18 protein-coding genes are annotated in these 25,686 nt (G+C 50.9%); 13 read left to right on the top strand and 5 right to left on the bottom strand.

The features are described from left to right. Positions 1 to 2: 2 nt before the first annotated feature. From Kalk_RS12545 to uvrD, 3 genes are all read right to left on the bottom strand, one after another. Positions 3 to 5,003, bottom strand: a complete 5,001-nt coding sequence (locus Kalk_RS12545; protein WP_101894580.1) for a diguanylate cyclase — start codon at positions 5,001 to 5,003, stop codon at positions 3 to 5. 96 nt (positions 5,004 to 5,099) lie between these two features. Next, on the bottom strand, positions 5,100 to 6,194 hold the full coding sequence (locus Kalk_RS12540) for a TRAP transporter substrate-binding protein (RefSeq protein ID WP_101896303.1): 1,095 nt from the start codon (positions 6,192 to 6,194) through the stop codon (positions 5,100 to 5,102). Between the two features lie 114 nt (positions 6,195 to 6,308). Beyond that, complete coding sequence (uvrD, locus tag Kalk_RS12535; protein ID WP_101894579.1) at positions 6,309 to 8,468, bottom strand: DNA helicase II; 2,160 nt, start codon at positions 8,466 to 8,468, stop codon at positions 6,309 to 6,311. Positions 8,469 to 8,815: 347 nt separating this feature from the next. On the opposite strand from uvrD, the gene Kalk_RS12530 reads away from it, so the two are divergent. The 4 genes from Kalk_RS12530 to Kalk_RS12515 all read left to right on the top strand — a co-directional run bounded on the left by Kalk_RS12530 (position 8,816) and on the right by Kalk_RS12515 (position 14,662). Next, on the top strand, positions 8,816 to 10,831 hold the full coding sequence (locus Kalk_RS12530; RefSeq protein ID WP_101894578.1) for a DUF1302 domain-containing protein: 2,016 nt from the start codon (positions 8,816 to 8,818) through the stop codon (positions 10,829 to 10,831). Positions 10,832 to 10,851: 20 nt separating this feature from the next. Then, positions 10,852 to 12,234, top strand: a complete 1,383-nt coding sequence (locus tag Kalk_RS12525; RefSeq protein WP_407656763.1) for a DUF1329 domain-containing protein — start codon at positions 10,852 to 10,854, stop codon at positions 12,232 to 12,234. Between the two features lie 337 nt (positions 12,235 to 12,571). After that, on the top strand, positions 12,572 to 14,131 hold the full coding sequence (locus tag Kalk_RS12520; RefSeq protein ID WP_101894576.1) for a hypothetical protein: 1,560 nt from the start codon (positions 12,572 to 12,574) through the stop codon (positions 14,129 to 14,131). A gap of 18 nt (positions 14,132 to 14,149) precedes the next feature. Then, a complete protein-coding gene (locus Kalk_RS12515) occupies positions 14,150 to 14,662 on the top strand; it encodes a hypothetical protein (protein ID WP_158643473.1) in 513 nt (170 codons plus the stop codon). A 14-nt stretch (positions 14,663 to 14,676) separates the two neighbouring features. On the opposite strand, the gene Kalk_RS12510 is transcribed toward Kalk_RS12515, so the two are convergent. Together Kalk_RS12510 and Kalk_RS12505 are read right to left on the bottom strand one after the other, a co-directional pair. Continuing rightward, positions 14,677 to 15,195, bottom strand: coding sequence for a hypothetical protein (locus Kalk_RS12510; protein WP_101894574.1), 519 nt, complete (start codon positions 15,193 to 15,195; stop codon positions 14,677 to 14,679). Positions 15,196 to 15,228: 33 nt separating this feature from the next. Continuing rightward, positions 15,229 to 16,509 (bottom strand): hypothetical protein, encoded by a 1,281-nt coding sequence (locus Kalk_RS12505; protein WP_158643472.1) that lies wholly within the window; start codon positions 16,507 to 16,509, stop codon positions 15,229 to 15,231. Between the two features lie 154 nt (positions 16,510 to 16,663). On the opposite strand from Kalk_RS12505, the gene Kalk_RS12500 reads away from it, so the two are divergent. The 9 genes from Kalk_RS12500 to Kalk_RS12460 all read left to right on the top strand — a co-directional run bounded on the left by Kalk_RS12500 (position 16,664) and on the right by Kalk_RS12460 (position 25,677). Further along, a complete protein-coding gene (locus Kalk_RS12500) occupies positions 16,664 to 18,460 on the top strand; it encodes a sensor domain-containing diguanylate cyclase (RefSeq protein ID WP_158643471.1) in 1,797 nt (598 codons plus the stop codon). Between the two features lie 127 nt (positions 18,461 to 18,587). Beyond that, complete coding sequence (locus Kalk_RS12495; RefSeq protein WP_101894571.1) at positions 18,588 to 20,204, top strand: methyl-accepting chemotaxis protein; 1,617 nt, start codon at positions 18,588 to 18,590, stop codon at positions 20,202 to 20,204. A 13-nt stretch (positions 20,205 to 20,217) separates the two neighbouring features. After that, positions 20,218 to 21,285: a cytochrome-c peroxidase gene (locus tag Kalk_RS12490; RefSeq protein WP_101894570.1), complete on the top strand. Its 1,068-nt coding sequence runs from the start codon at positions 20,218 to 20,220 to the stop codon at positions 21,283 to 21,285. Positions 21,286 to 21,303: 18 nt separating this feature from the next. Beyond that, positions 21,304 to 21,621 carry a plastocyanin/azurin family copper-binding protein gene (locus tag Kalk_RS12485; protein ID WP_101894569.1) on the top strand — a complete coding sequence of 106 codons (318 nt, stop codon included), beginning with the start codon at positions 21,304 to 21,306 and terminating at the stop codon, positions 21,619 to 21,621. Positions 21,622 to 21,625: 4 nt separating this feature from the next. After that, positions 21,626 to 22,324 carry a cytochrome c gene (locus tag Kalk_RS12480; RefSeq protein ID WP_199767905.1) on the top strand — a complete coding sequence of 233 codons (699 nt, stop codon included), beginning with the start codon at positions 21,626 to 21,628 and terminating at the stop codon, positions 22,322 to 22,324. Between the two features lie 2 nt (positions 22,325 to 22,326). Further along, positions 22,327 to 23,250, top strand: a complete 924-nt coding sequence (gene msrP / locus Kalk_RS12475; protein WP_101894568.1) for a protein-methionine-sulfoxide reductase catalytic subunit MsrP — start codon at positions 22,327 to 22,329, stop codon at positions 23,248 to 23,250. Next, positions 23,250 to 23,945, top strand: a complete 696-nt coding sequence (locus Kalk_RS12470; protein WP_101894567.1) for a protein-methionine-sulfoxide reductase heme-binding subunit MsrQ — start codon at positions 23,250 to 23,252, stop codon at positions 23,943 to 23,945. Before msrP ends, Kalk_RS12470 begins: the two co-directional genes overlap by 1 nt. A gap of 102 nt (positions 23,946 to 24,047) precedes the next feature. Further along, positions 24,048 to 25,211 carry an iron-containing alcohol dehydrogenase gene (locus tag Kalk_RS12465; protein ID WP_101894566.1) on the top strand — a complete coding sequence of 388 codons (1,164 nt, stop codon included), beginning with the start codon at positions 24,048 to 24,050 and terminating at the stop codon, positions 25,209 to 25,211. A 25-nt stretch (positions 25,212 to 25,236) separates the two neighbouring features. Then, positions 25,237 to 25,677 (top strand): acyl-CoA thioesterase, encoded by a 441-nt coding sequence (locus Kalk_RS12460; RefSeq protein WP_101894565.1) that lies wholly within the window; start codon positions 25,237 to 25,239, stop codon positions 25,675 to 25,677. Positions 25,678 to 25,686: the final 9 nt, after the last annotated feature.

Below are 25,686 nucleotides of genomic sequence, written 5' to 3'. Positions count from 1 at the left end.
CATCACCGTCTGCTAAGCGCGCTGGCGGCAATCACCTGATTGCGGCCAGCGTCTTTGCAGGCGTATAACGCATCATCTGCCGCCTTAATCAGCTGTTCGGGCTGATCGCAATCAGGTGTCAGGCAGCTCACCCCCACGCTCATCGTGACCTTAAGCTCCTGCCCAGCGTAATGCACTGCTGCCTGCTCCACCACTGCGCGTATTTTTTCTGCCAACTGCAATGCTCCCGCCTCGTGGGTATCGGGCAGAATCAGGGCCATTTCCTCCCCACCATAGCGCGCCACAACATCCGCCTGGCGAGAATGTTTCTGCAACAACAAAGCAACCTCTTTCAATACCGAATCGCCCGCCTGATGCCCCCAGGTATCGTTGAACTGTTTAAAGTGATCAATATCCATCAAAAGCAAACACAAACGATGATTACGCCGCTTGGCCTGACCAATCTGCTCTCGTAACTGCTGTTGAAAATAATCATGATTGAACAAGCCGGTCAAACCATCGGTAACCGCTTTACGTGACAACTCCAAGCGTCCGGCTGCAGACAGCCCGATAATTTCCAGCGCCTCGATCATGCCTTCGGTAAACGCCGACGGTGCCAGGTTATTTTCCAGATACAACATACCAATCAGCTGCCCTTGATGGTGATCCCCCTCCACTAGGGGAATCACCATGATGGAACGCACTCTGTTCAACAAAATATAGGGCATCTTGTGCAGGCTGGGCAGCTGGTCCTGTAACTGCTGGGCATCATTAATGACAACGCTTTTGCGGGTTCGCGCCACATAATTCGCCACAGCATCAGAAAGCAAGGTTGAGTCCTGGCCTAGAGTAATGCTCTGCATAATAGTTGGAGCAGGTTTATCCGATGTAATGGTCGCCTCAATCAATAACGCTTCATCGCGCTTCAACAGCAAAATGGCTTTTTGTGCAGCAGCAAACTGACTGGCAGCAAGAATGGTTTTTTCAATCAATCGGGTGTGCACTTTTTCTTCAGATATAGAGCGAAGCGCCAATCGTAAAGCAGCCAAATCCAAGTCACGATCCGCCATCGACAAAGAGCGGGAAGCAACACCTGGGGCCACATTCAAATTACGCTGGCCGGGCAATGGTGTCTCTTTCAACAAGGCCAACTTTGCTTTTGCACCCCATACTTGATAGACCACAGCCGCCTGTTGCACATAAGACGCTGCTGCCAGATCCAAATTCGCTTTCATCGCTGCCACCGAGCACATTTCACAGGCCAGTGCCTGCTCCTGTTTAAACCCCTGAACCTTTGCCAAAGCGACCGCTTTTTCGAAGCTCCCCAAGGCTTTCAAATAGTGCCCGTTAACCAGCTCGATACAACCTAGCAGCAGCATCGATTTGTCTTCAAAGTTGTCGGGGCAATGCCTGGACCACAATTTCATCTTACGCTGATACCGCAGCAAGATCGCAATTGCATCACTGCGAGATAAGGACCCGTTCAGATAACGTCGCGTGCACAGAACCCCATGCAGCGTATAAAAAATACAAATGGCATAGCTACCCGCACTGCCCAACTGCAAACGTAGAATCTCGGTCACATGTTGATCAAGCCCTTCATCCCGATCCAGCGTCACCCCCAGTTGCAGCGCACACAAATGAAAATAAAACAGTAGCGTAGGATCGCTCTGCTCAATTTCTTTTATTTTCTGTGCGTCAGGGTTGTATAGCTTACCTGCCAATTGAAATGGATCATTGGACTGACCCATCAGATTGAGCATGAACTGTTGAAATAACGCTGTGTAAAGACTCAGGTTTTTCAACCCAATACGCGACAACACCCGATAGTATTTTTCTGCGTCGCGACGCACCTCATCCAGATCGACCCCTGCGTAAAACTCATGGGCTACGTACAAATTGGCAGAGTGGGCAACATATTCCAGCTCTGCCACCTCCATTGACCGGCGATGCACCCACAGCAACGGCTGCAGAGATTCACGCAATGGCTCTTTCCAGTGCCGGATAAAACCATTAAATACCTGTTTTGAGCTGATTATGGCAGTATCATGCCCAAATGCTTCCGCCAATTGCAGAGCAAAGTTTCCATACTCATAGCCCTTTTCAACTTGATTCAAGAGGCTGCAATGAACCACCCCATACGCAGCGTACGATCCGCTGGATGCCAATGTTGCACCATCACGCAAATAGACCCTCACCCCTCTGAATATCAGGCAAGAAAACAGATTGCGCTGGGCCAGGAATGCATACACACCAATCTCATAGAGGTGATTGGCTGATTGCAGTGCCTCCCCTTGCGCACGCTCGAGCAAACCCTGTTTGAGATGCTGATGAATGGGCTGACCTCGAAGCTTGACCCACAGATACAACTTGGTTCTGATCAGTTCCCACAGCACCTTTAACTGACCTGGGTTGCGGGGCAGGCGCTCGTTCACATAGGGCAGCTTATCCATACCCAGGGAGATGGCTTCTCGTACCCTGTCCTGGCGATGTAGTGCATGCATTTTGATGTGGTAGAACGGCATCGCATCGGCCCGGTCACGCTGGACTCGTTCGAATTCCAATAGATTCTGCTCCAGCCCGTCATAGTCTTCTGTTAGATAGGAAACCTCCATCATCATCAACCATAACTCACGGGAAAACTCGTAGGCATCCTGCCACATATCCTCCGTAAAGAGGTGGCGAGCGGTTTGCAGATACTGAGCAGCGTTTTCAAACGCAGTGGACGCCAGTGCCTTTTCTGCAGCAATCTTATTCAACCGTATTAGCGACACACGCTCTTGCTGACTGGCCACCAGATCAACAGCGTAATTCAAGTGCCGTACAATCGAGAATATACGATCCGTTTGCTTATCCAGATCTGTTTGCTTCAACAGCAACTGCCCAAGCAAATGATGAACCTCCCTGCGCACATCCGGCAAACAGGAGGCGTATACCGTCGATAGAATATGATCATGTATAAAGCGATAACGTGGTCTGTTTTTTTCTATCCACTTTGGGTTATCAATAAACTGATTGAACAAGTAGGCCTCACCCACGGGCTTAACCAACTGATTATCGACCCCATAGACCAAGGCACCTACGATCTGCGTGTGGTGTATGCCATCAAGATTCAGTAGTGTTTGAATTTTAAATTCAATGCCTTCGCAGGCGGCAACCTGCAATACGAACAGATATTGAGGAGGGCACAACTGCAAACGCCCGGCGATAAATTCCAATACATTACGGGTTTCATTACGAGCCGAACATTTGTCAAAATCAATTACCCAGCGGCCCTCTTTATAATCAAACCTGATCAAACCATCTGCCACTAGGTTATTCAGAAACTCCTCTACAAAAAACGGATTGCCTTTGGTTTTGCTCATCAGGATCGTCGCCAGCTGATCAGATGCACTCGACCCGACATGAAACGTATCGCGCACCAGCTGCTGCAACGACTCATATTGCAACGGCTTTAACTTGATTTGATCGGTACTGCAGCCTCGACCCCGAATTGCATCCACGCAAACACTGAGAGGATGATGAGCATCCACTTCGTTATTGCGAAAAATCACCACCAATAGAAGATTAGAGACCTCTTCTGAGGTCATTATTGTTTCGAGTAGGGCCAGGCTGGCGCTGTCAGCCCACTGCAAGTCATCCAACACCAGCACCAGACTGTGCTGTTTACGAGCAATAGCTGCGATAAAGGTTTCGAACACATGATTAAACAGCATTTGATGCTGAATAGGGTCCATTTTCTTGAGTGGCGCCTGGGCACCGATGATCTGCTCCAGCTCAGGCACCAGGTCCGTCAGCATGGCTCCGTTACTGCCCAAGGCTTTACAGAGCGTGCTCTTCCAATAATGCAGGCTGTCTTCACTCTCTGCCAGCAATTGCTGAATCCATTGACGCAGCGCCAATATAAGCCCGCTGTAAGGCACATCTCGTTTTAATTGATCGTACTTACCAAATACCAGATAGGCATGGTTATCCAGTACCGGCTTGTAGAGTTCTTTCACCAGACTGGTTTTACCTGCGCCCGGATCACCACCCAGCAACAACATGGTCTTGTTACCCTGACGCACCTTGCTGAATGCTCGAAATAGCTGCCGCAGCTCCTGATCACGCCCATACAATTGTTCAGGAATCACCATCTGCGGTGACACATCCTGCTGCCCAAGCTGCCAGGCTGCCACCTCCAGCAGCCCGCTGCCAAGGTCTGACTGGCAGCGTTCAAGGTCGCGCTCAATACCCGGCGCACTCAGATAACGGCTTTCTGGATTTTTCGACAACAGCTTCATGACAATATTTGAAAGCTGAGGCGGAATACTTTTATCTATGTCGTGAGGCGGAATGGGGCGCTTGGCAATGTGAGCGTGAATCAGTTCGTGCTCATCGATATTTTCAAATGGGGTTCTCCCCACTAACATTTCGTAAAATGTCACCCCCATGGAGTAGAAATCGGCACGGGCATCCATTTTTCGATTCATCTTGCCCGTCTGTTCCGGTGCCATATAACGCAGACTGCCCACTAGGGCATCAATCTGTCCCAGATCACCCAACACGCCCTTACGCTGTACCGCCAGACCAAAGTCTATTAATTTGAGGGAAAGCGCTCCCTGCTCATTATCGATCAGTATCAGATTGGCCGGTGTTACATCACGGTGAACGATGCCACACTGATGCGCCTGACCGATCGCTCTGACAAGCGCGATCATCAGGCCAAGGCAAACTGGTAAGTCGAACTTGTGTTGATTCAGGCTGTTGGCAAGGTCGGTGGCACCGTCATCCTGCAGCACCAGAATTTCCACATGGTCACGGATCTCATAATCCAGTGCTTTTACCAGCAAGGTTTGATTGAGGTCTTTCAGCAGTTGGTACTCATGCCGCAGACGAGCACCATCCTCGTCACGACATTGCAGCGTATCCAGCACTTTGACGATAACCGCGGCGCCGTCACTCTGACGAGTAGTACGAAAAACTTGATGAACTGTGCTGTTGGATAAAAGCTGCAGGTCGCCAAACCCGCTTAAGCCGGCCATATCAAGCCTGCCCGCCTGGATACTCTGACATTTTTTGAGTATAGATCAGGATCGGGCAGAGCCACTCACAACTCTGCCCGAAAAATGGCGAAAGGATTACTCCCGGATATCGAGAAAGGCACCTTCAGAAATGGCGGTATAGGGCATGACATCCTCCCGGAAGGCCTTAAAGGATGCGTATACTTTTTTGGCGGCTTCGTCTTTGGCGATGGTTTCTTCGATTACCTGCTGAGAAGTGGTACGCAGGGCGTCCACCACATCATCCGGCAGTTTCCTCAACTGAACACCGTGTTTATTCACCAACTCTTTCAACGCCGCATTATTCCGCGCTGTGTACTCATCCAACATGTCTTGATTGATGGCGCGGGTGGCGTAACTGACGATAGCCTGCAGATCCGGCGGCAAAGCATCCCAGGCTTCTTTGTTAACAATAAACTCAAGCATTGCACCGGGCTCATGCCAGCCTGGGTAGTAATAGTATTTGGCCGCCTTGTGAAGGCCGAAGGTAAGATCATTGTAAGGACCAACCCACTCAGTTGCGTCAATAGAGCCGGTTTGCAGGGCCGTGAACAGCTCGCCACCAGGCAAAGTCACCGGCACGCCGCCCAAACGCTGGAACACTTCACCTGCCAGACCAGGGATTCGCATTTTAAGGCCCTGTATATCCTCTACGCTGTTGATTTCCTTTTTGAACCAGCCCGCCATCTGCACACCGGTACTGCCGCCGGCAAACGGCACCAGGTTGAAGGGTGCATACACTTCGCGCCACAGCTCCATACCGCCACCGTAATGCAGCCAGCCGTTCATTTCCTGTGCATTTAAACCGAAAGGTACCGCGGTGAAGAACTGAGCCGCAGGGCTTTTACCTTTCCAATAATAAGCCGCACCGTGCCCCATCTCTACGGCACCACGAGCCACCGCATCGAACACACCCATGGCGGGCACTAATTCGCCAGCCCCATGTACTTTTACTTTCAGACGGCCGTTACTCATCTCTGTGACGGCCTTGGCGAAATTCTCCGGCGCCATACCCAAACCGGGGTAATTACGAGGCCAGGTGGTTACCATTTTCCATTCGAAGGTCTGTTGAGGTGCCGCGTCCAGCGCAGTGGGTGTTTCGGATTCTTTGCCGCAACCGGACAAGGCAAGTATGCCAAGGGTCAGCCAAAGCAGGCTGGTGCGCGTCCACATCATGTGTAGGCTCCTGAAAGGGTGTTTGAAGTTAATTGTTATTGGAATGAGAGGCTCCCCAATTGAGGTCGGGGAGTCAAGCGAAACCTGCACCCCGCCCCCTTAAAGCAACGCCTAGAGCAATTCCAGCCGGGCATACTGGGCTACCAGCCACTTCTCCCCGGCACCGGCAAAATTAACGCGGACTCGTGAATTGGGGCCTTGTCCTTCGCACCCCATAATCACACCATCGCCAAATTTGGGATGACGCACCGAGCGCCCCAATCGGTAGGGTGTGTCTGTATTCTGCACGGCAGCACGGCCCCGCGGCACGGCCATCGGCCGGGTGATTTTTGCAGCGGCCCGCACCTCCTGCAGGCAATGGTGCGGTATCTCACGGATAAAACGTGATGGCGCATGCAGCGCCTCCGAGCCGTATATGCGGCGGCTCTCTGCGTGACTAATGAACAGTTTTTTCATAGCCCGCGTGATACCCACATAGGCCAGACGGCGTTCCTCTTCCATGCGATCCAGGTCGTCCGCCGACTTCATCGACGGGAACAACCCCTCTTCCACGCCCACCATAAAGACAATAGGAAATTCCAGCCCCTTGGCGGAATGCAAGGTCATCATTTGCACACAGTCTTCGTCCGCCTGGGCCTGAGTATCACCTGCCTCCAACGCCGCGTGATCCAAAAACGCCGCCAGTGAGGCGCTATCGCCTTCGCCATTTGCCTCAAACTCACGGGTGGCACTGATTAATTCCTTGAGGTTCTCAACCCGAGCTTCGCCCCGATCGCCTTTTTCATTCTGGTGAAATGCAATCAGGCCGGAGGCCTCAATAACCCGTTCCGCCTGCTCCGACAAACCCAGCCCGCGCAGCTCCTGATCAAGCAACTCGATCAACCCAAGAAACTCATGGAGGGATTTCCCGGCTTTGGTGGACAGTTCTTTGTGCTGCAACACCGTGAGGCTAGCCTGCCACATCGGCACTTTCAGTTCACGTGCGGTGTTACGAATCCGTTCCAACGATTTATCACCCAAACCTCGAGACGGCGTGTTTACCACGCGTTCAAAGGCAGCATCATCATCCCGATGACAGATCAAACGCAGATACGCCAACGCATTTTTAATTTCTGCCCGCTCAAAAAAGCGATGGCCACCGTAAATACGATAAGGAATGCTGCCCCGCAGCATCGCCTCTTCCAACACCCGCGACTGCGCGTTGGAGCGGTACAAAATGGCTATTTCACTGCGCCGCAACCCCTGCTGTAAGGCTTGCTGGATACGCTCCGCCACAAAGCGGGCTTCGTCTACCTCGTTAAAGGCAGAGTAAAGGGAAATGGGCTCGCCATCCTCACCGGATGTCCACAGTTGCTTACCCAGGCGGTCACGGTTGTTCGCGATCACGCCGTTGGCAGCATTCAATATCATCGCCGTGGACCGGTAATTCTGCTCTAACCTCACCACCTCCGTACGACCAAAGTCATCACCGAAGGATCGAATGTTTTCTATACGAGCACCGCGCCAGCCGTAAATGGACTGATCATCGTCGCCCACAATGGTGATGGGCACATTCTTGCCCGCCAACATTTGCAGCCAGGCATACTGAATACGGTTGGTATCCTGAAATTCATCCACCAGGATATGACGAAAACGCTGTTGATAATGCGCCAGCAACTGCGGTTGATGTAACCACAACTCATGACTGCGCAGCAGCAGCTCGGCAAAATCCAGCATACCGCCACGCTCGCAGGCTTCCTGATACTGCCTGTATACGCCGATCAATGTCTTCTGGTAAATGTCGCCATAATCGTCGATATGATCCGGACGTAAGCCTTCATCCTTATTGCTGTTGATAAAAGCCTGCGCCTGTTTCGGCGGCCAACGAGACTCATCCAGTTCCTGCTGACGCATGATTCGTTTCACCAGACGCAGCTGATCATCTGAATCGAGTATCTGAAAATTCTGAGGTAGCCCGGCCTCCTGCCAATGCATACGCAGCAAGCGATGAGCAATGCCGTGAAATGTACCCACCCACATGGAACCGCTGGGAGCGCGCATTAATGTTTCTATGCGATTGCGCATTTCTGCGGCAGCTTTATTGGTAAAAGTCACCGCCAATATGCTGAAAGGAGAGAGCTGTTGCTCTTTAATTAGCCAAGCAATGCGATGCACCAGCACTCGAGTCTTACCGCTGCCGGCACCGGCCAACACCAGCAACCGATCCGCCATGGAAGTGACTGCCTGAGCCTGGGCACTGTTAAGAGACTGTATTAACGAAGATTGATGCATCGCCGCATTCTACTTTTTATGGCGCACAGTTCCAAACATAATAAGAAACGGTCACTTCTACCGCTTTTATCTATAAAAAGTACAAAGAACGGCAAAAATCCAACAAAAAACGGCCACTATGTAAAAAATGTCACAAGAAAGTTTCACGTTCTGTGTATTTGCGTATATATTTTTTGCTAACCAAAGTGCGAAGGTGCGTCTATCGAACTGGTATAACGATAACAATAAGAAAAACCCAGGATTGCTGCCCAATTCTTTTATTTCTCAATTGTTATCCTCTCCCTGCTCGATTCCAGCACAGTTTGGTCTTCCATATAAAAATACATACTGAATGGAGTTCGACTCTAATGGCAATGAACAAGAGTTTTAAGGTAACCGCTCTTGCCGCAGCGGTCGCTGCCGCCGGATCGGTGGCCCCGGCTTACGGCTATGAGTACGTTAAAGATGATTTCCGAATGCAGGTTGATACCACGGTTTCTGTTGGTGCCTCGTGGCGTGCAGATGATCGGGACTATCGTGGCGTGGGCACAGTGAATGCCGCCGCTGCTGGCGAATCCAGTCATTTGCATGGCACCGGCTCTCAGGACAACAGCAACCAGCTCTGGAAAAAGGGTTCAACCTTCTCTGAAGTTGCCAAGGTCACCATGGACCTGGAGATGAACTACAAAAACTACGGTGCCTTTATCCGCGGTAAAGCATTTTATGATAACCGCATTGTGAATGGCGACGGCGTAACCGATCTGCCCGCCTACTACCGCCAGGATGCCTATGGCAACCCGCTGGAACCAGCACAAAGCGCTGGAACCAGCGCCGATATACTGGATGCCTTTGTTTGGGGCGACTGGTGGCTGGGTGACAAACCCTTGAACGTGCGATTGGGTAAACAGGTTATCAGTTGGGGTGAAGGCTTGTTCTTTCCCAATGGTATTAACACAATTAACCCGATTGACGTAAACGCATTGTTGGCACCAGGCTCCGAACTGAAAGATGCGCTGATCCCTCTGAACGCACTGTATGGCTCGATTGGCTTAACCAGCAACCTGACACTGGAAGCCTTCGTGCTGTTCGACTGGAAAGAGACTGAACTGCCCGAATGTGGTACGTTCTTCTCCACTACTGATCTGGCGGGCGCCAATTGCTACGGTGGCTTCTTCCCAGGCGGGGCTGAAGCCAGTTACGTGTACGATGACGCCACCCTCACAGCGCTGGGTATCAACAGTGCCGAAAGTCGCGTACTGCCTCGTGGTGCAGATGGTGAGCCAGACGATCAAGGCCAATACGGTGTTGCAGCACGCTACTTTGTAGACTCCATCGAGACCGAATTCGCGCTGTACTACATCAACTATCATTCACGTACGCCCCTTATCTCCGGGCACATGATCGATCCATCTCAAGCTGCCGCCGGCATACAAGCCGCGGTTCAGGGAGCTACAGGTAACCCCCTGTCGCAAGACCTGGAAACCGCACGACTCCAAATGCTGCAAACCTTCGGCACACCAACCGCTACTGCTTTCCTGTTCCCAACAGCAGATTTCTTCAACGAATATCCAGAAGATATCCAACTGCTCGGAGCCAGCTTCAACACCACTATCGACATAGGCCTACCCGGTGGCGCCACGGCCTTCTCGGGTGAAATCAGTATGCGGAAAGATCAGCCCTTCCAGTTGGAAGACGGTGATACAGTAGGGGGCGCTTTGGGATTGCCTTCCATCAGCTGCCACGACGCTGATCAAGCATACGATTGCTACAACAAGTACGAAGCGGGCGAGTATGCTCCTGGTTTCGTAACCAGTGACTACTACCAAGCCGAAATCGCGTTTATTCACTTCTTCGACCGCATTCTGGGCGCATCCCGCTGGACCGCGATTTTAGATGTTGCAGGCTCATATGTAGATCTGCCTTCTAAGGACGAAGCACTGCTAAACAGCTCATATAATGCCACCCTGTACCACCCTTGGGTGCCTGATGTCGCTACCATCAATGGCGTTGCACCGCTGGGTACGTATCCACAGTTCCTGGCAGGTAACGAAGTTGCAAACAGTGCCACAGCCTACGAAGACGACTACTACCCAACCAGCGGTGCATGGGGCTACAAAATGCGCTTCACCGGTGAGTACAACAACGTCTTTGCCGGTATTAACCTAAGGCCGACCATCAGCTTCAGCCACGATGTATACGGTACCACTCCAGGCCCGATCACCAACTTCCTGGAAGACCGCAAAGCACTTGGCCTGTCGGTAGAAGCCGTATACCAAAACAGCTACACGGTTGACCTGTCATACACCGACTTCTACGGTGCCGAACCATATAACCAGCTCGCTGACCGTGATTACTACTCCATCAGCGCATCAGCCTCGTTCTAAGTTGTGGGGGAAACAAGGAAATGAACATGAAATCTACGTATAAATTGAAACTCATGGCCAGTGCACTGTTGGCCACTTCCATGGCGGCGGCTCCGGCCTTTGCCAAAGTTGACCAGGCTCAAGCAGACAAACTGGGCGGCAGTGAACTGACACCCAGTGGTGCTGAAGTGGCTGCTAACGCCGACGGCAGCATTCCCAAATGGGAAGGCGGCATGACCGACAACCCAAGCTGCTATAACGGTGGGGAGTTCTTGTGTAATCCGTTCCCGGATGACAAGCCTCTGTTCACCATCACGGCGCAAAACCTGGATCAATACAAAAGCAAACTCAGCCCTGGCCAGATAGCCATGTTTGAAAAATATCCAGACACCTATCGCATGCCGGTTTACCAGACCCGTCGCGTCTACACCATACCCGACCGCATCAAGGAGCTGACCAAGAAAAACGCGGTGTCCACGCAAACCGCTGGCGCTACCGGTCTGACTGGCCTGAATCTGCAGGGTTATCCCTTCCCGATTCCCCAGAACGGCTTGGAAGCGATCTGGAACCACATTGGTCGCTGGCGTGGTGACGCCCTCGAGCGCACCATTGGTCAGGTTACCCCGCAGGCCAACGGCAACTACAGCATGGTTATGTTTAACGACCAATTGTCTGTAACCAACCAGTTGACCGACTACGTACCGGGTGAAGATGACAACGTCATGTTCTACTTCAAACAGCAGGTAACTGCCCCAGCCCGTCTGGCCGGTAACGTACTGCTGGTACACGAAACCATTGACCAGGTTAAAGAACCCCGCCGTGCATGGATCTACAACGCAGGTCAACGTCGTGTACGTCGCGCACCTCAGGTAGCCTATGACGGCCCAGGTACAGCCTCAGACGGTTTGCGTACTGCGGATAACTTTGACCTGTTCAACGGCTCGCCAGACCGCTATGAGTGGACCCTGAAAGGCAAGAAAGAGATGTATATTGCCTACAACTCCTACAAGCTGGATGAAAAAGGCGTGCCTTACGATCAAATGATTCAGGCTGGCCACATCAACCAGGATATGGCTCGATATGAGCTGCATCGAGTATGGGAAGTAGAAGGTAATCTGCGCGCAGGCACCCGTCACATCTACGCCAAGCGAGTATTCTTCCTGGATGAAGACTCCTGGCTGGCTGGCGTCATCGATCACTACGATGGCCGTGGCAACCTGTGGCGCGTAGCAGAAGCCCATCAGCAGTTCTACTACAACGTAGACGTACAGGGCTATGCGATCGAAACCCTGTATGACCTGAACGCAGGCCGCTACCTGGCTCTGGGCTTTGAAAACAACGAACCGAAGGGCACCAACTTCGAAGTAAAATTCTCGAAAGTGGAGTTCCAGCCTGCGGCCTTGCGTCGTAGCGGTGTTCGATAACGTCCTAAGTTGTTTATAATGAAGGGGTGCTCTAAGCACCCCTTTTTTTATGCCTGATCGTTTTTTGTACAAACATTTTACAGGGACGCCACAGTATGTAACAGGCTGATATGGCAGTATTATAAGGGAGAGATAGAGAAGCCGGCCGAAGAGCTGGACTTGCACAGTTGAGGGAACCGTCTTATTCTGCATTGAGAACTACATCACACAACGATTGCACAAATTCTGAGCTACTATATACAACGGTACGTTTAAACCCGCACCAATGGGTTAGCCGGAACAAGAATAAGAACGGAAGACATTTAGGGAAATAACTATAATTAAGTGTTGAAACACGATGGCGAGCTTAACCTTTCATAAATTGTCAATTTGCTACACGAAAGCCCACCTGCATTGGCTGGCTCTGTTTGCCTGCATGCTATGGGGCACCGCCCAGGCAGTCACACAAACTCAGATCAATACCAGCGCCTCCACCGTCAAGCAGCTCAAAGTCGATGTTGATGAAACCGAGGCGGCCATCAGCTCGCTCGAGAAATCACTCTGGAGCCTCGACAAGCAGATCCTCGATAAGCGTAAAACCATCCGCGAGGAGCGCACCTCAGAGCGCAAACTGTTTCACGAAGCCAAACGAGACCTGAAACGGCAGTCATTTGAAATCGAACGCATCGAGAAAGACATCTCTCTGGTGGACTTTGATATCGACATCGTGCAACGAGACAAAGACCGTGATCAGCAGCGTCACGCCGACCTGAACGTACTCAAACAGCGCCTGGCCCAAAGTGACTACGAATCGCGTCAAAAAGATTATCAAACCCAGATTCTGGCCCTGCAGAAAAAAAAGGCTCCGCTGCAAGCCGAGCTGGAAAAGGCAAAAGCCAAACTCGCTGAGCTGGAAAGCCTGCTTGAAGCCCAAAAGGGCGAAGTGGATGAATCATCTCTGGATAATGACCCGCGCATCGCCTCTCTGATCAGCAAGCGCGACAGTACCGCCACTCAACTGAGCAGTCTGCGCGCAGGATTAAAAACCAAGCAAGCCAAACTCAGCCAGGAAACCAGCGAGTTCAATACCCTGGTTGCCCAGTTTAAGCGTGAGCAAAGCGCCAAACAGAAACCCAAACAAGCAGCGGCTGAACCTAAACCTGCGCCCAAAGCCGCCGCTAAAGCCAACCTTGATTTAGGCACCGGAGAGCACGCCTCTTACGTATTTGTCATTTCCGGTGATCAAGAGCCCAACATTGAAAATACCCTGCACCTTAAAAGCTGGGTGGAGTCCTACGGAGCCAAATTCATCGAAGCCAACTGGAATGGATTCAGCAATGGCTCCGGTCCCGCCAACAGCTTCGGCTTTCAGGAAGCATTCCGTGAGTACATCCGACAGATTCCCAAAGATGCAAAATTGATTCTGATCGGGCATGGACTCGGCGGTGGCTCAGCCATAGAAGCAGCCACTCGCATCGCCTTCAGTGAAGATCGAACCGTTGATTTTCTCGCAGTGCTGGATCCGATTGGCAGCGAAGGCTTAAGGGCAAACATTGTTTATGACACCAAAGGTGCCTGCACCAAGCCAGACCCTAAAAACACCATCACCAACACTGAATACGTAGCGTGCATCAAGTCGTCCAAAAAACGCATGATCACCTCCAACATTAAGTTTTTCTATAACCGCTGGCAGAAAGATGCAAAAGGTCCTTTGGATTACCAACGCCAAATTTCCAGCCTGGATGCCAGAGGCAAAGTGGTTCGTGTTCCAACCGCTTCGGGCCGTTTCAACATTGAAAACGGCACAGAAGCAGATCAACGTCGGATGTATTTCGCCGGTGATGAAAATGCCCACAAACTCTTGCTGGCAGAAGAAGCCAAGGTATTACCCAAGCTTCTGGTTCAGCATTTACGTTAATAAACGGGAGATGGTGTTATGAAAACAATAACAACTGGAATATGTGTAGCAGCAATGCTGGGTTCCACGGCAGTACTGGCCGACAGCACCATCGTCAAGGTACCCCGGGAAAACGGCGCAGTTCATCAAGAGTTCAAGAACTTGCTGAACGATACACTCAGCAAGTTTCGCTCCGGCGTTGGCCGTGTGGAATTGACCGGAACCGCCAGCAACGATCAATCCTGTAATGCCAACTTCTACACAACCGGCGAAACCACGTTCGTCACCATGGCGGTTAACGATAGCAATGGCGAATTCTACAACGAGTTCTACATAGACCATCCTCATCAGTCATTCAAAAAGGTGTTATTTCAAAACCTGATCATGAATGATGAGAACGTAGAGCTTAAAGTGGTGCAGCGGGATGGCGGTTATTCCATCATAACCGATGGTAAAAGCCTGAAGCTGTCCAGCAAAGCGCGTGGCGCAGAGAGCCCAACCTGTCAGTTCTCACTGGCTCAGGCCACACTGCACGAAGGTGAAACAGAATAAACACCCAATAACGCCTATTTAAGATCGTTTGGATCACCCACAAATACGTAGGTCTTCCATTCAGTCTTAAACAGTGTCGGCGAGGATGTCGCAACCACTGTTAATACGGTTTCATCATTTGGACGAGTGAATTCCGCTTTCAAGCCTTCACCCATGGCACGGCCGCCTTCGTCCAGCGTCCAGCCCTGTTGCAAGCATTCCTTGCCCTTTTGCACTGCCAGCTGATAGTGCTCCCGCGCCACCTGCTCGTTGGGCTCTGTGAGGGAACAGACATAACTAAACTTGCCTGCCCCCCAACCCCACACCTGACAACTATCTCCTACCAGATGATAGCGCGCCTTCCATATATCCATGAGCTTAACGCTGCTTTGCGTCATACGCAGTTTAGGAAATCCTTTTTTATGACCTTCGATAAGCGCATCAATTTTCTCGCACGTGGTCAGCGCTGCCACCTGGGAATCCATTGCTGAATCCTTTGTAGTGGTACACCCCACCAACACCAGCGCTGCTGCCAAGCCGGTCAATACTTTCATACCTGAAACATCCTTTATGTACCGGTTCACTTATTACATTGCCCGCACTTCAAGATCAGGCAGAGTACGCGCATAAGGCGCAAACTCGTTGGGATCGCCTTCATAACCATCACTGACGAACAAGCTCACAACAAAGCCAATAAAACCTGTCATGGGAAAACTGGTGATACCGTAGCCCACATTGGGCATCTGTCCGGGGAACACCTCGGGTGGCTCGTATTTTTCCAGATCATCTTTGTACAGCAACGCCATGGGCTCGTTAAAGTCCCCCAAATAATCCACAAAGGCCAAGATATCCAAATTACGCTTCGACGTCACCCAAAGCCAGTTATTCGCAGGATCCAGACCTGCCTCGATCATCTTCAACTCATTGTCATCCACGACACCATCCACTGTTCCAAATTTATCAGGCCAGGCTGAGGTTCGGGTTTCAGCACCCAACAAACGGTTGGCATCCAGAGACATCGTCAACGATGGATCAACCAGCAGCTTGCGACGCAATTCAGGAATGATCCCTCTGACATCGTACATAATGGATTTAGGATAATGGTGGATCTGCATACTCAATTGCAAAATGGACACACCAAACAGATACAGATTGAAATCCAACTGCGTGGTGGTACGAATCGGACCAATGATCTCACCCGTAGGCAACGCGATCATCTGGTTGTTATTCAACTCAGTATCCGTAACAGAGGTCAAAATACCGGTGTTGAGACGGAGTTTCATGGAATCCAGCGGCCGCTCACCCACGTAATTCACATAACTGAAGTCATCCCATTGCAGGTGATTCTTCTTGTTGTAGCGCAAACTGTAAAAATCCGTCTCCACCAGGCCCAATTCGGCGCTGTAACGAACGTACTGCTCCTCAGAGCGCAGACGAGAGTTACGCACCAAGTACACAAAGCGCTCCACGCCATCTCGGTCGCGGGTCACGACCTCAGCCACCATCTCACCATCGAAGGGCACTCGCGGATCCAGGCGTGGGCCAGCATCTTTAAATAAAAACAGTATCTTATCGGTGCCATCCATCAAATTCGGGCTACCGGACATAGGTATATGCCAACCTTCGAAATAGATGGCTCCACCGGTATTATATTGATCGATCTGAAAGGGAATAGGCTCCATGACACCATCCACCATGGCCGCCAGGGATAATTCATCGAGGCTCCAGCCCAGCACCCAGGGGACATCCTCCCCTTCAACAGAAATAACCTTGAAGGCATCAATCTGTCGTAACGGCGGTATAAGGGCAAAACTTTGGGTAGAAAAGATCAGTACCAGCAGTAAAACGGTATATTTCGCTAGATTCATACGAACGACCTGTTTAGTTGTTATTCTTATAACTCAACCCATTGTACACCCACACCGCCCAAAATTAACCCCTGCTGCGGATACAAAACACCCAAACTTGGTGGCTAGTGCTACGCTTAACATAAGTTCCTCTTTTGTTCGCGTGCCCCTTACCATGCTGAGACACCTGTTTGTCACTCTATTGATCGTCACTGCGTCGCTTTCCGCCAGCGGCTCGCCCCTGATTCTGGATAACCAGGAAGCTGGCATCAGCCTTAACAGCGCAGTTCGGTACATGGAGGATGCCGATCGAGCCCTGACCATCAACGATATCTTGAATGAACAACCCCAGTGGACTCAAAACGACGATAAGACCTTTAATAAGAGTTATAACGAATCAAGCTGGTGGTTGCGAATAGACATCGACAACCCCACCCCGGACACCATGACCAGGCTGCTTGAGATCAGCTACGCGGTGCTGGATTACATTGATGTCTTTGTGGTGGAAGACAACAGGATTCTGAAACAATACAATCTCGGCGACAAGCACCCCTACCACAAACGGGCGTTCGACCACCGCAACTTCATCGTGCCATTAGAGTGGAATCCAAATCAACATCTATCGATCTACCTGCGAGTAGAGACCACCAGCGCGGTGCAGGTTCCGGTCACTTTGTGGGACAAAGAAACATTCTTTGGTTTTGACACCACCCGAACCATACTGCAAGGCATTTTCTTTGGCACAATGCTTGTGATTGCTGCCTATAACCTACTGATATTCTTTGTGCTGGGTGAACGTACTTATCTATTATATGTGGGCTATGTGCTATGCATGCCGCTGTTTTTAGCCAGCCTGGGAGGCTATTCATTCCGATATTTATGGCCAACGCTTACTCAGTGGAACGATCAGTCCATCATCGTATTTTTATCCGGAGTAGTAGTATTCGGAGCCTCCTTTACTCGCAGCTTTCTGGATGTACGCAACTATGCACCCATGATAGATCGCGCGCTGATCATTTTCTGGTATGGCGGCATAGCCCTTGGCATCAGCGCCTTTTTTATTCCTTATCACTACAATATTACGGTGCTGATCGTTTGGGCTGCAGGGGCCTGTATCGCAGCGTTGGCCTCCGGCTGTGTGTGCTGGTTCAAAGGCCAGAATACCGCAAAATATTACACCATCGCGTGGACATCCATGCTTTCGGGCGGCCTGATTCTGGCGTTGAATAAAGCCGGTCTTCTACCCACTAACTTGTTCACCGAATATGGCACCCACATAGGCTCATCTCTGGAAGTCGTACTGCTTTCGTTTGCTCTGGCAGAACGTATTAATGCTGAACGGCGTATGCGCTACGAAGCTCAGGCCCAGGCTCTGGCTGCTACCCAACGCGCTAACGAGGAGTTGGAAGGCCGCGTACTCACGCGTACCAAAGAACTGGAGACGCTGACACAACAACTGCGAGATCTGAGTAATACGGATCAGCTCACCGGGCTGCACAACCGGCGTCATTTGGATAGCTCGTTACTGGAAGAATGGGAACGTGGTAAACGCTATCAACGCGCCTTGTCTGTCATCCTGATCGACATCGACCACTTCAAGTCAGTCAATGACACCCACGGCCATCCGGTGGGTGACGATTGCTTGCAGGAAGTAGCCAGCCGAATCAAAACCGGCGTACGCTGGCCTACCGACTTTGCTGCGCGCTACGGTGGTGAAGAGTTCTGCATTATCCTGCCGGAAACTGAACTGGATGGTGCCATGACCGTCGCCGAACGCATTCGGGAATTAATCCATAATCAGCCCGTCGATACCCGCAACGGCCCTCTTGCCGTTACTATCAGCGCCGGTGTCCATTCCGTTACGCCTAATAGCGATCTTACCTTGAACTCCCTTCTCGAAAAGGCCGACACAGCACTGTACCAGGCCAAGCAACAAGGTCGTAACCGGGTCTGCCATCAACAGGCGGCCTAAGGTGCTTATCAGCTAAACCAATTAGAACGCTGGATACAATTTCCTGTTAGACAAAAACTATTGCCTTGATAGACCTCGCCCATCGTCTAACCTAAATAGAGTATCCCCGATTTTTAGTACGGTACCTATGGCTTGGTTAAATCAAATATCATGGCGCTATAAGCTTATCTTCATGTGCGTAATGCCCGCACTGGTTGCGATCGGCTGTGTTTTATTGGCGAGCTACACCCTTACCCAACAAAATCATAGCCTTAATACTGCCATCAGTGTATCCCAGGTACGCCAGCATCAAGCCAACAACACACTGATTGCCATCATCCAGGCGCAGCGGGATCTGCAAGCCTTGATTGCATCAAACAGCCCAGCAGATATACGCAAGAATGCCATTGCAACGATCAAGGCCTCCTCCAGTCTTGATGAGCAAATTCAGAAACTCGAAGCCACTATTCCTGACAGTGATGCCGTTCAGACCCTGAAGACTGATCTTGAAGCCCTGCGCCCTCTACAAATGAAGGTTATCGGCTATGGCAAAAAGAACCGTGATGACGAAGCTAACGAGGCCTTCAAAGCAATTGCACCCCAAACCCAGCGCATTATCGAAAACGCACAGCAAATTCTGGACAACGAATTCACATCATTAAGTATGTTGGCCGAAAACAACCAAAAGGACAGCTACCAGGTCATTACGATGCTGTCATTATGGACGCTGGCCGGGCTGATAATTACCTCCGTCGTTGCCTTCTTTCTAATCAGGCGCTTGATCTCAAGCATGCAACGCATCCAGCGTTCTATGGGGCAGTTTGCCAACGGGCATCTTAATATTAACTTGCAGGAACAAGGTAGCGATGAGCTTTCCCTTACCTTTCAGGCGCTGCGCAATGCGGTGAACTCAACTACCGCTATCGTCAATCGTCTGCAATCGCAAGCCGGTAACCTGCAGAGCAACGCAGCACACGTTAACGGAACAGCCCACCGATCAGCAGATAACGCGCAAATCGTGTCAAACAATGTGCTCTCGATTAACACGAAAGTTAACGAATTGTTAAACGTTTCGAATGAAGTGAACGCTCTGCTTTCCAGCAGCACCAACGATGCTGAAAGCACCGCCTTGAGCTGCTCTGAGGCCGACAAACGAATCACCGCCTCGCTGAAGTTTCAACGCCAATTCGAGCAGCAGGTCGGAACCTTGTCTGAACAGATCAAAACGTTATCCCATTCGGCTAACTCCATCACCAGCATTGCCGACACCATTCAAGGCGTGTCAGAGCAAACCAATCTATTAGCGCTAAACGCTGCTATTGAGGCAGCTCGAGCAGGTGAACAAGGACGCGGCTTTGCAGTAGTTGCCGATGAGGTAAGGGCGCTGGCCAATCGCAGTGGCGAGGCGGTAAAAGAGATCTCTCAATTGGCATCCACCATGACCCAGAACTTCAACCAGGTGGTAGACCTGCTGGGGCTGGTAAACAGTGAGCTGCAAAGCAACGTGGAGTTATTCGAGCACAGCGCCAAAGACGTACGCAATGCAAACGAACACTCAGATCTGTCTCGCACACGAATTCAATCGGCACTCGCCATGAATCAATCGCAATTGAAAGCACTAGATGGAATTCACCACTTCATCGAAGAGCTGCAAAAAGTCAGTGACTCTGCATTGGAGAGCGTATCAGAAATGAACACCCTCTCCGATGATTTATCCGCATCCTCAACCACACTGAACGATATGGTGTCTCATTTCAAACAATAACACGGAGTGTTCTATGTCTATTGCCCGTATAGCTAAACCCACAATCACCACATCTGTTCTGGTTTCAGCATTCATGTTCGGCTTAACACCCGCGCAAGCGGATGAGCATTATGTTTTTGAAGCTGGCCATACCAGTTTGCAAGAATGGCTGATGCCGGAGGTGCCCTATCCAGACAACAACAAACCTAATGCCGAGCGTGTTGATCTCGGCAAGATGCTGTTTTTCGATCCTCGTCTGAGCGGCGATGGCAATATGTCCTGTGCAACTTGCCATAGCCCTTTGTTCGGCTGGTCCGATGGTTTGCCCACTGCCAAGGGCTTTAAAAGTAAAGTCCTGGGACGAGCTTCTCCAACCGTCACCAACTCTGCTTACAACAGCCTGCAAATGTGGGATGGACGTAAGAAGTCACTGGAAGATCAAGCCTTAGGCCCCATGCTTTCCAGCGCGGAAATGAATGTTGATTTATCCATGGCGATTAACTTTTTGAAAGGGAACAGCACCTACGTACAAGCCTTTGAAAAAGCATATCCGGGGCAAGGCATCAAAGATGAGACATTAGCCATGGCCATTGCCAGCTTTGAGCGCACTGTCATCAGCAACAATTCTCCGTTCGATCGCTGGATCAAGGGCGACAAAACAGCCATGAATAAACAGCAGGTAAACGGCTTCAAACTATTCGTTGATCCAGAAAAAGGCAACTGCGCGGTATGTCACTCTGCCCCTAACTTCAGTGACAGTGGGTTTCACAACATTGGACTTAAATCTTGGGGCCAGGAGAATCCTGACATGGGTCGTTACGCCATAAAACCGATCAACCTTATGAAAGGTGCCTTCAAAACACCCACTCTCAGAGACATCACACTGACGGCTCCTTACTTTCACGACGGCTCAGCCATGACGTTAAGCGACGTAATGGATCATTACGAAACCGGAGGTTCCGTACAAACCAATCTTTCTCCAAACATGAAGAAACTGACACTAACGCAAACCGAAAAAGCGGATCTGGTGGAATTCATGAAAGCGCTGACGTCTCCACAAAAACCCTTTGTGCTTCCAATTCTTCCCGAAAACGCATTTTAATCATACAGGAGCGTTAACATGGCCTCAAAAAACATAGCAGCAATCCTTTCTCTGGTAATCAGCACCTCGGTCATGGCCGAAACGGTAGAAGTAGGTCAGAAGGATAAAAAATTCACCCAGGATTCTTTAGACATCAAAGTCGGCGACACTGTTAAGTTCACCAATAATGATGCGTTTTTTCACAACGTTTTCAGCCTGAGTGACGCCGAAATGTTTGACCTTGGATCTTACCCTAAAGGTGAATCACGAGATGTCACTTTCACCACGCCAGGTGAAGTGGAAGTTGAGTGCGCCATTCATCCAGAAATGAAAATGACCATCAACGTTCAGGAATAAGCACATGCCAACACATGGAATTGTATTGATCCTGAGCGGGTTTCTGTACTGGATGTCATCCACAGCACTATCTGAAGTAAGTTACGATGATCCGTCACCCAGCCTGGAGCTGGGTGCCAAGGTTTATCTGACCCGCTGCGCGTTATGTCATGGCAATAAAGGTATGGGGGAAGGCATTTTACCCATGCGGTTAAAAGAGTATCCTAATACTTCGCTGATCAACCACCGCGTTGCCTCCGACCGCGCATCCATTCTAAATGCGACTGTACTGGGCGCTTATTTCAAAGACATATCCCAGTATATGCCGCCTTTTGGCAAAGAGCTTAGCTGGAGCGAACTGGAATCCGTATCTGACTTTATTCTGCTGTTACGTAAAAATAAAGACGAAGCCTACACACTGCTGAGCGCACTGAATGTAGAGAGCACAGCCAACCGAAAGCTGGGTCAGCAAATTTACAGTACGCGCTGCGTATTATGCCACGGTCAGTACGGTGAAGGAGATGGCCGAATGGCCAAGTTGCTGAAAACACCTCCGCCAGCCGATCTCACTGCCAGCCGTTTGCCTGATCCTTATTTAAAAGAGATTATCGTCAAAGGCGGTGAAGCGGTTGGTCGCTCTAAACACATGCCGCCGTGGGGCGATCAATTGTCTGAATCAGAAATAAATTCTCTGATACTGCATTTGAAGTCCATCCGGGACTGATTATGGCTTTTGAATTTCCCGAACCGCAGCCGTCTGAAATCACCAGCGAATCTGACTTTGCACGGCGGCGCTCACTGATAAAAGGCTTGGCCGGGGCTGCTGTGATGGCGGGATACTCACCCTCGCTTCTTGCCTCCGATACATGCCCCCCTGGCATCACCATCCCGGACTATAGTGCATCTCTTACGCCTAAAAAGAGCGCAACCGGTTACAACAACTATTATGAGTTCTCCACCGACAAAGAAGCCATTCGTATTTTGGCAAAATCACTCACCCTGTCGCCCTGGACTTTACGCATATCAGGTGAAGTCGAAAACCCAATCACACTTGACCTGGATGCGCTGAAAAAACTGTGTACAGAAGAGCGTATTTATCGATTCCGCTGCGTCGAAGGTTGGTCGATGGTGGTACCCTGGCGCGGCATAATGTTGGCGGACATTATCAAGCTGGCAAATCCTCTTTCTTCTGCGCGTTTTGTGCGCATGAGTTCGATTGTCAATCCGAAAGAGATGATTGGCCAGCGACGGCCCGTTCTGGATTGGCCTTATCAGGAAGCCCTGCGCCTGGATGAAGCCATGCACCCCCTCACAATGATTGCTACCGGTATGTACGGTGGCGATCTGCCACCCCAAAATGGCGCACCATTACGCTTGGTGGTGCCTTGGAAGTACGGTTTCAAAAGCATAAAAGCTGTTCAACATATTGAGTTACTGTCAGATCAACCTGTAACCACATGGCAAAAAGCCGCTGCTAAGGAGTACGGCTTTTACGCCAACGTAAATCCTGATGTACCTCACCCTCGCTGGAGTCAGCGCCGGGAAGTTCCCCTCGGTGAAAGCCGTAAACAGCCCACCCTGATGTTCAATGGCTACGCTGAACAGGTGGCGCATCTGTATCGCAATCTGGATATGACTAAACACTTCTGATGCGACTACGCTTACTGAATTGGTTCAACCAACAGGATCATTGGTTCCGCTTGCTGCTGTTTGTGCTCAGCTGTGCCCCTGCCTTGCTGTTGATCAAAGATATTTATCAGGCCCAGTTAGGGTTCAACCCTTTTGATGCACTCATCGCTCGAACAGGGTTTTGGGCGCTGCTGTATTTGATGCTGACGTTGGCCATAACCCCGCTGCGACGCTGGCTTGGTTTTTTATGTCGAAGCATGAAACTGCTTTATGGGAAACGGTTGGCAGACTGGAATTTTCTGATTAAATCTCGCCGGATGCTGGGCCTGTTCAGCTTTTTTTACCTGTGCTGGCACGCGGCAATTTATCTGCATCTTGAATTGGGCTGGAATCTTGGTTGGCTGTGGGATGATCTTGCAGAACGACCGTTCCTGGTGATTGGCTTTTGCGCCTGGGCGATCTCCTTTCTGCTGGCCATCACCTCACCGCAGTGGGCTCGACGCAAAATGGGCAGACGCTGGCGCCAGCTGCACCGCACCATGTATCTGCTCTCGATCCTGGCCTCAGCGCACCTGTTGATGGAGGCTAAAGTGGGTGATAACAGTGCATTCCTGTACAGTGGGATCATAGCCATTCTGTTACTGCATCGCGCACTGGTCCACTATGTGGATAAGTGGTATCGCGTGGACGATACCGGTTTAGAGGCCAAACGCTAACCAATCGCTGGCCTGATCTGCCACGTAAATGGCCCATCCACAATTACGCACCGTGGTAGTATAGTAAAATCTGTGCGTTCATTATTTGAGGTGCCCTTCTTCATGCAGGCATTTACGTTTTCTACAACTCGTACCATCATCAACGAGCCCGGCAGCGCCAAGCAACTGGGCGCTCTCTGTCAGCAACAAGGTGCTGCGTCCGTCATGCTGGTGACCGATGCGGGCATCATCAAAGCCGGACTGCTCGAGCCTGTGTTGTCGAGCTTCAGCGCGGTTGGCGTGCACGTGGAGGTGTTTGACCAGGTTGAGCCCGATCCCTCGGACAGTACCGTGCTCAGCGCCGTGGCGGCTGCCAAAACAGCCAATGCCGATTTAGTGGTAGGTTTCGGCGGCGGCAGCTCCATGGATGTGGCAAAGCTGGTGGCCATTCTATCCCACCCACAATGCCAACAGGCCCTGCCGGACATGTACGGAGTCGGTAACGCCAAAGAGCCCCGGCTGCCGCTTATTCAGGTTCCCACCACCGCTGGCACCGGCTCCGAGGTAACCCCTATCGCTATCGTAACCACCGGTGAGACCACCAAGGCCGGGGTGGTATCCCCGGTATTGCAGCCGGATATCGCGCTGCTGGATGCAGAATTGACGGTAGGTTTGCCACCCCAGGTTACCGCCGCTACTGGCATCGACGCCATGGTTCACGCCATCGAAGCCTATACCTCAGCCCATAAAAAGAATCCCGTGTCGGACATGCTGGCGCGGGAAGCGTTGCGTTTGCTCTCCAGAAACATATTAACCGCTGTGCGCATTGGCAGTGATGTGGAGGCCCGCAGCAATATGTTGCTGGGTGCGCTGCTGGCAGGACAGGCCTTCGCCAATGCCCCTGTCGCTGCGGTGCATGCATTAGCCTATCCATTGGGCGGCCACTTTCATATTCCCCATGGCCTCAGTAATTCTCTGGTATTACCCCACGTAATGCGCTTTAACGCACCCAGCGCTAAAGCACTCTATGCCGAGCTGGCCCCCATCATTATGGGAGAAGAATACACCTCAGGCAGCGATGAAGAGGTCAGCGACAAACTGATTGCCTGGATCGAAAAACTTATCGAAAAAGTTGCACTGCCCAACAAGCTGCGTGACTGCAAGGTGCCGGAGAATTTCATCAGTAAATTAGCGGCGGACGCCATGCTGCAACAACGCCTGCTGGTGAATAATCCTCGAGAAGTCACTGAAGCAGATGCCCTTGCCATTTATAAAGCGGCCTGGTAACGACAAAGGATACGAAGCAACCACTATGACAGACAGCAAACCCATCGCTCGCAGCGATTATAAATTGTTTTATCCTATCACCACCCGCTGGATGGACAACGATGTGTATGGTCACGTCAACAACGTAACCTATTACTCCTACTTTGATTCCGCAGTAAACCGATATTTAATCGAACAGGGTGGGCTTGATATTCAGAATGCCCCCGTGGTCGGTTATGTGGTGAATTCCAGCTGCAGTTATCTATCCGGCATAGCCTATCCAGATGAGATCGAAGCCGGGTTGAGGGTGAACAAGTTGGGCAACAGCTCAGTGACCTACGGCGTGGGCATCTTTAAGAAAGGCGAAGACACAGCCTGTGCCTTTGGTGATTTTATTCACGTATTCGTGAATCGCGCAGAAAACAAATCCGTACCCATGCCTGCCCAGATCCGCAGCGCACTGGAAAAATTATTGATCGCACAATAGAGCGTTTAC

The sequence above is a fragment of the Ketobacter alkanivorans genome, assembly GCF_002863865.1.
Taxonomy (GTDB): Bacteria; Pseudomonadota; Gammaproteobacteria; order Pseudomonadales; family Ketobacteraceae; genus Ketobacter; species Ketobacter alkanivorans.
Note: the sequence above shows the minus strand (reverse complement) of the source record. Positions and strands in the feature narration are given on the sequence as shown.

Coding starts and splice junctions, on each gene's coding strand:
- Kalk_RS12510 (WP_101894574.1), bottom strand. CDS start 15,195: ATGAAAGTATTGACCGGCTTGGCAGCAGCGCTGGTGTTGGTGGGGTGT.
- Kalk_RS12505 (WP_158643472.1), bottom strand. CDS start 16,509: ATGAATCTAGCGAAATATACCGTTTTACTGCTGGTACTGATCTTTTCT.
- Kalk_RS12515 (WP_158643473.1), top strand. CDS start 14,150: ATGAAAACAATAACAACTGGAATATGTGTAGCAGCAATGCTGGGTTCC.
- Kalk_RS12520 (WP_101894576.1), top strand. CDS start 12,572: ATGGCGAGCTTAACCTTTCATAAATTGTCAATTTGCTACACGAAAGCC.
- Kalk_RS12500 (WP_158643471.1), top strand. CDS start 16,664: ATGCTGAGACACCTGTTTGTCACTCTATTGATCGTCACTGCGTCGCTT.
- Kalk_RS12470 (WP_101894567.1), top strand. CDS start 23,250: ATGCGACTACGCTTACTGAATTGGTTCAACCAACAGGATCATTGGTTC.
- Kalk_RS12460 (WP_101894565.1), top strand. CDS start 25,237: ATGACAGACAGCAAACCCATCGCTCGCAGCGATTATAAATTGTTTTAT.
- Kalk_RS12540 (WP_101896303.1), bottom strand. CDS start 6,194: ATGTGGACGCGCACCAGCCTGCTTTGGCTGACCCTTGGCATACTTGCC.
- uvrD (WP_101894579.1), bottom strand. CDS start 8,468: ATGCATCAATCTTCGTTAATACAGTCTCTTAACAGTGCCCAGGCTCAG.
- Kalk_RS12465 (WP_101894566.1), top strand. CDS start 24,048: ATGCAGGCATTTACGTTTTCTACAACTCGTACCATCATCAACGAGCCC.
- Kalk_RS12495 (WP_101894571.1), top strand. CDS start 18,588: ATGGCTTGGTTAAATCAAATATCATGGCGCTATAAGCTTATCTTCATG.
- Kalk_RS12480 (WP_199767905.1), top strand. CDS start 21,626: ATGCCAACACATGGAATTGTATTGATCCTGAGCGGGTTTCTGTACTGG.
- Kalk_RS12485 (WP_101894569.1), top strand. CDS start 21,304: ATGGCCTCAAAAAACATAGCAGCAATCCTTTCTCTGGTAATCAGCACC.
- msrP (WP_101894568.1), top strand. CDS start 22,327: ATGGCTTTTGAATTTCCCGAACCGCAGCCGTCTGAAATCACCAGCGAA.
- Kalk_RS12545 (WP_101894580.1), bottom strand. CDS start 5,003: ATGGCCGGCTTAAGCGGGTTTGGCGACCTGCAGCTTTTATCCAACAGC.
- Kalk_RS12525 (WP_407656763.1), top strand. CDS start 10,852: ATGAACATGAAATCTACGTATAAATTGAAACTCATGGCCAGTGCACTG.
- Kalk_RS12530 (WP_101894578.1), top strand. CDS start 8,816: ATGGCAATGAACAAGAGTTTTAAGGTAACCGCTCTTGCCGCAGCGGTC.
- Kalk_RS12490 (WP_101894570.1), top strand. CDS start 20,218: ATGTCTATTGCCCGTATAGCTAAACCCACAATCACCACATCTGTTCTG.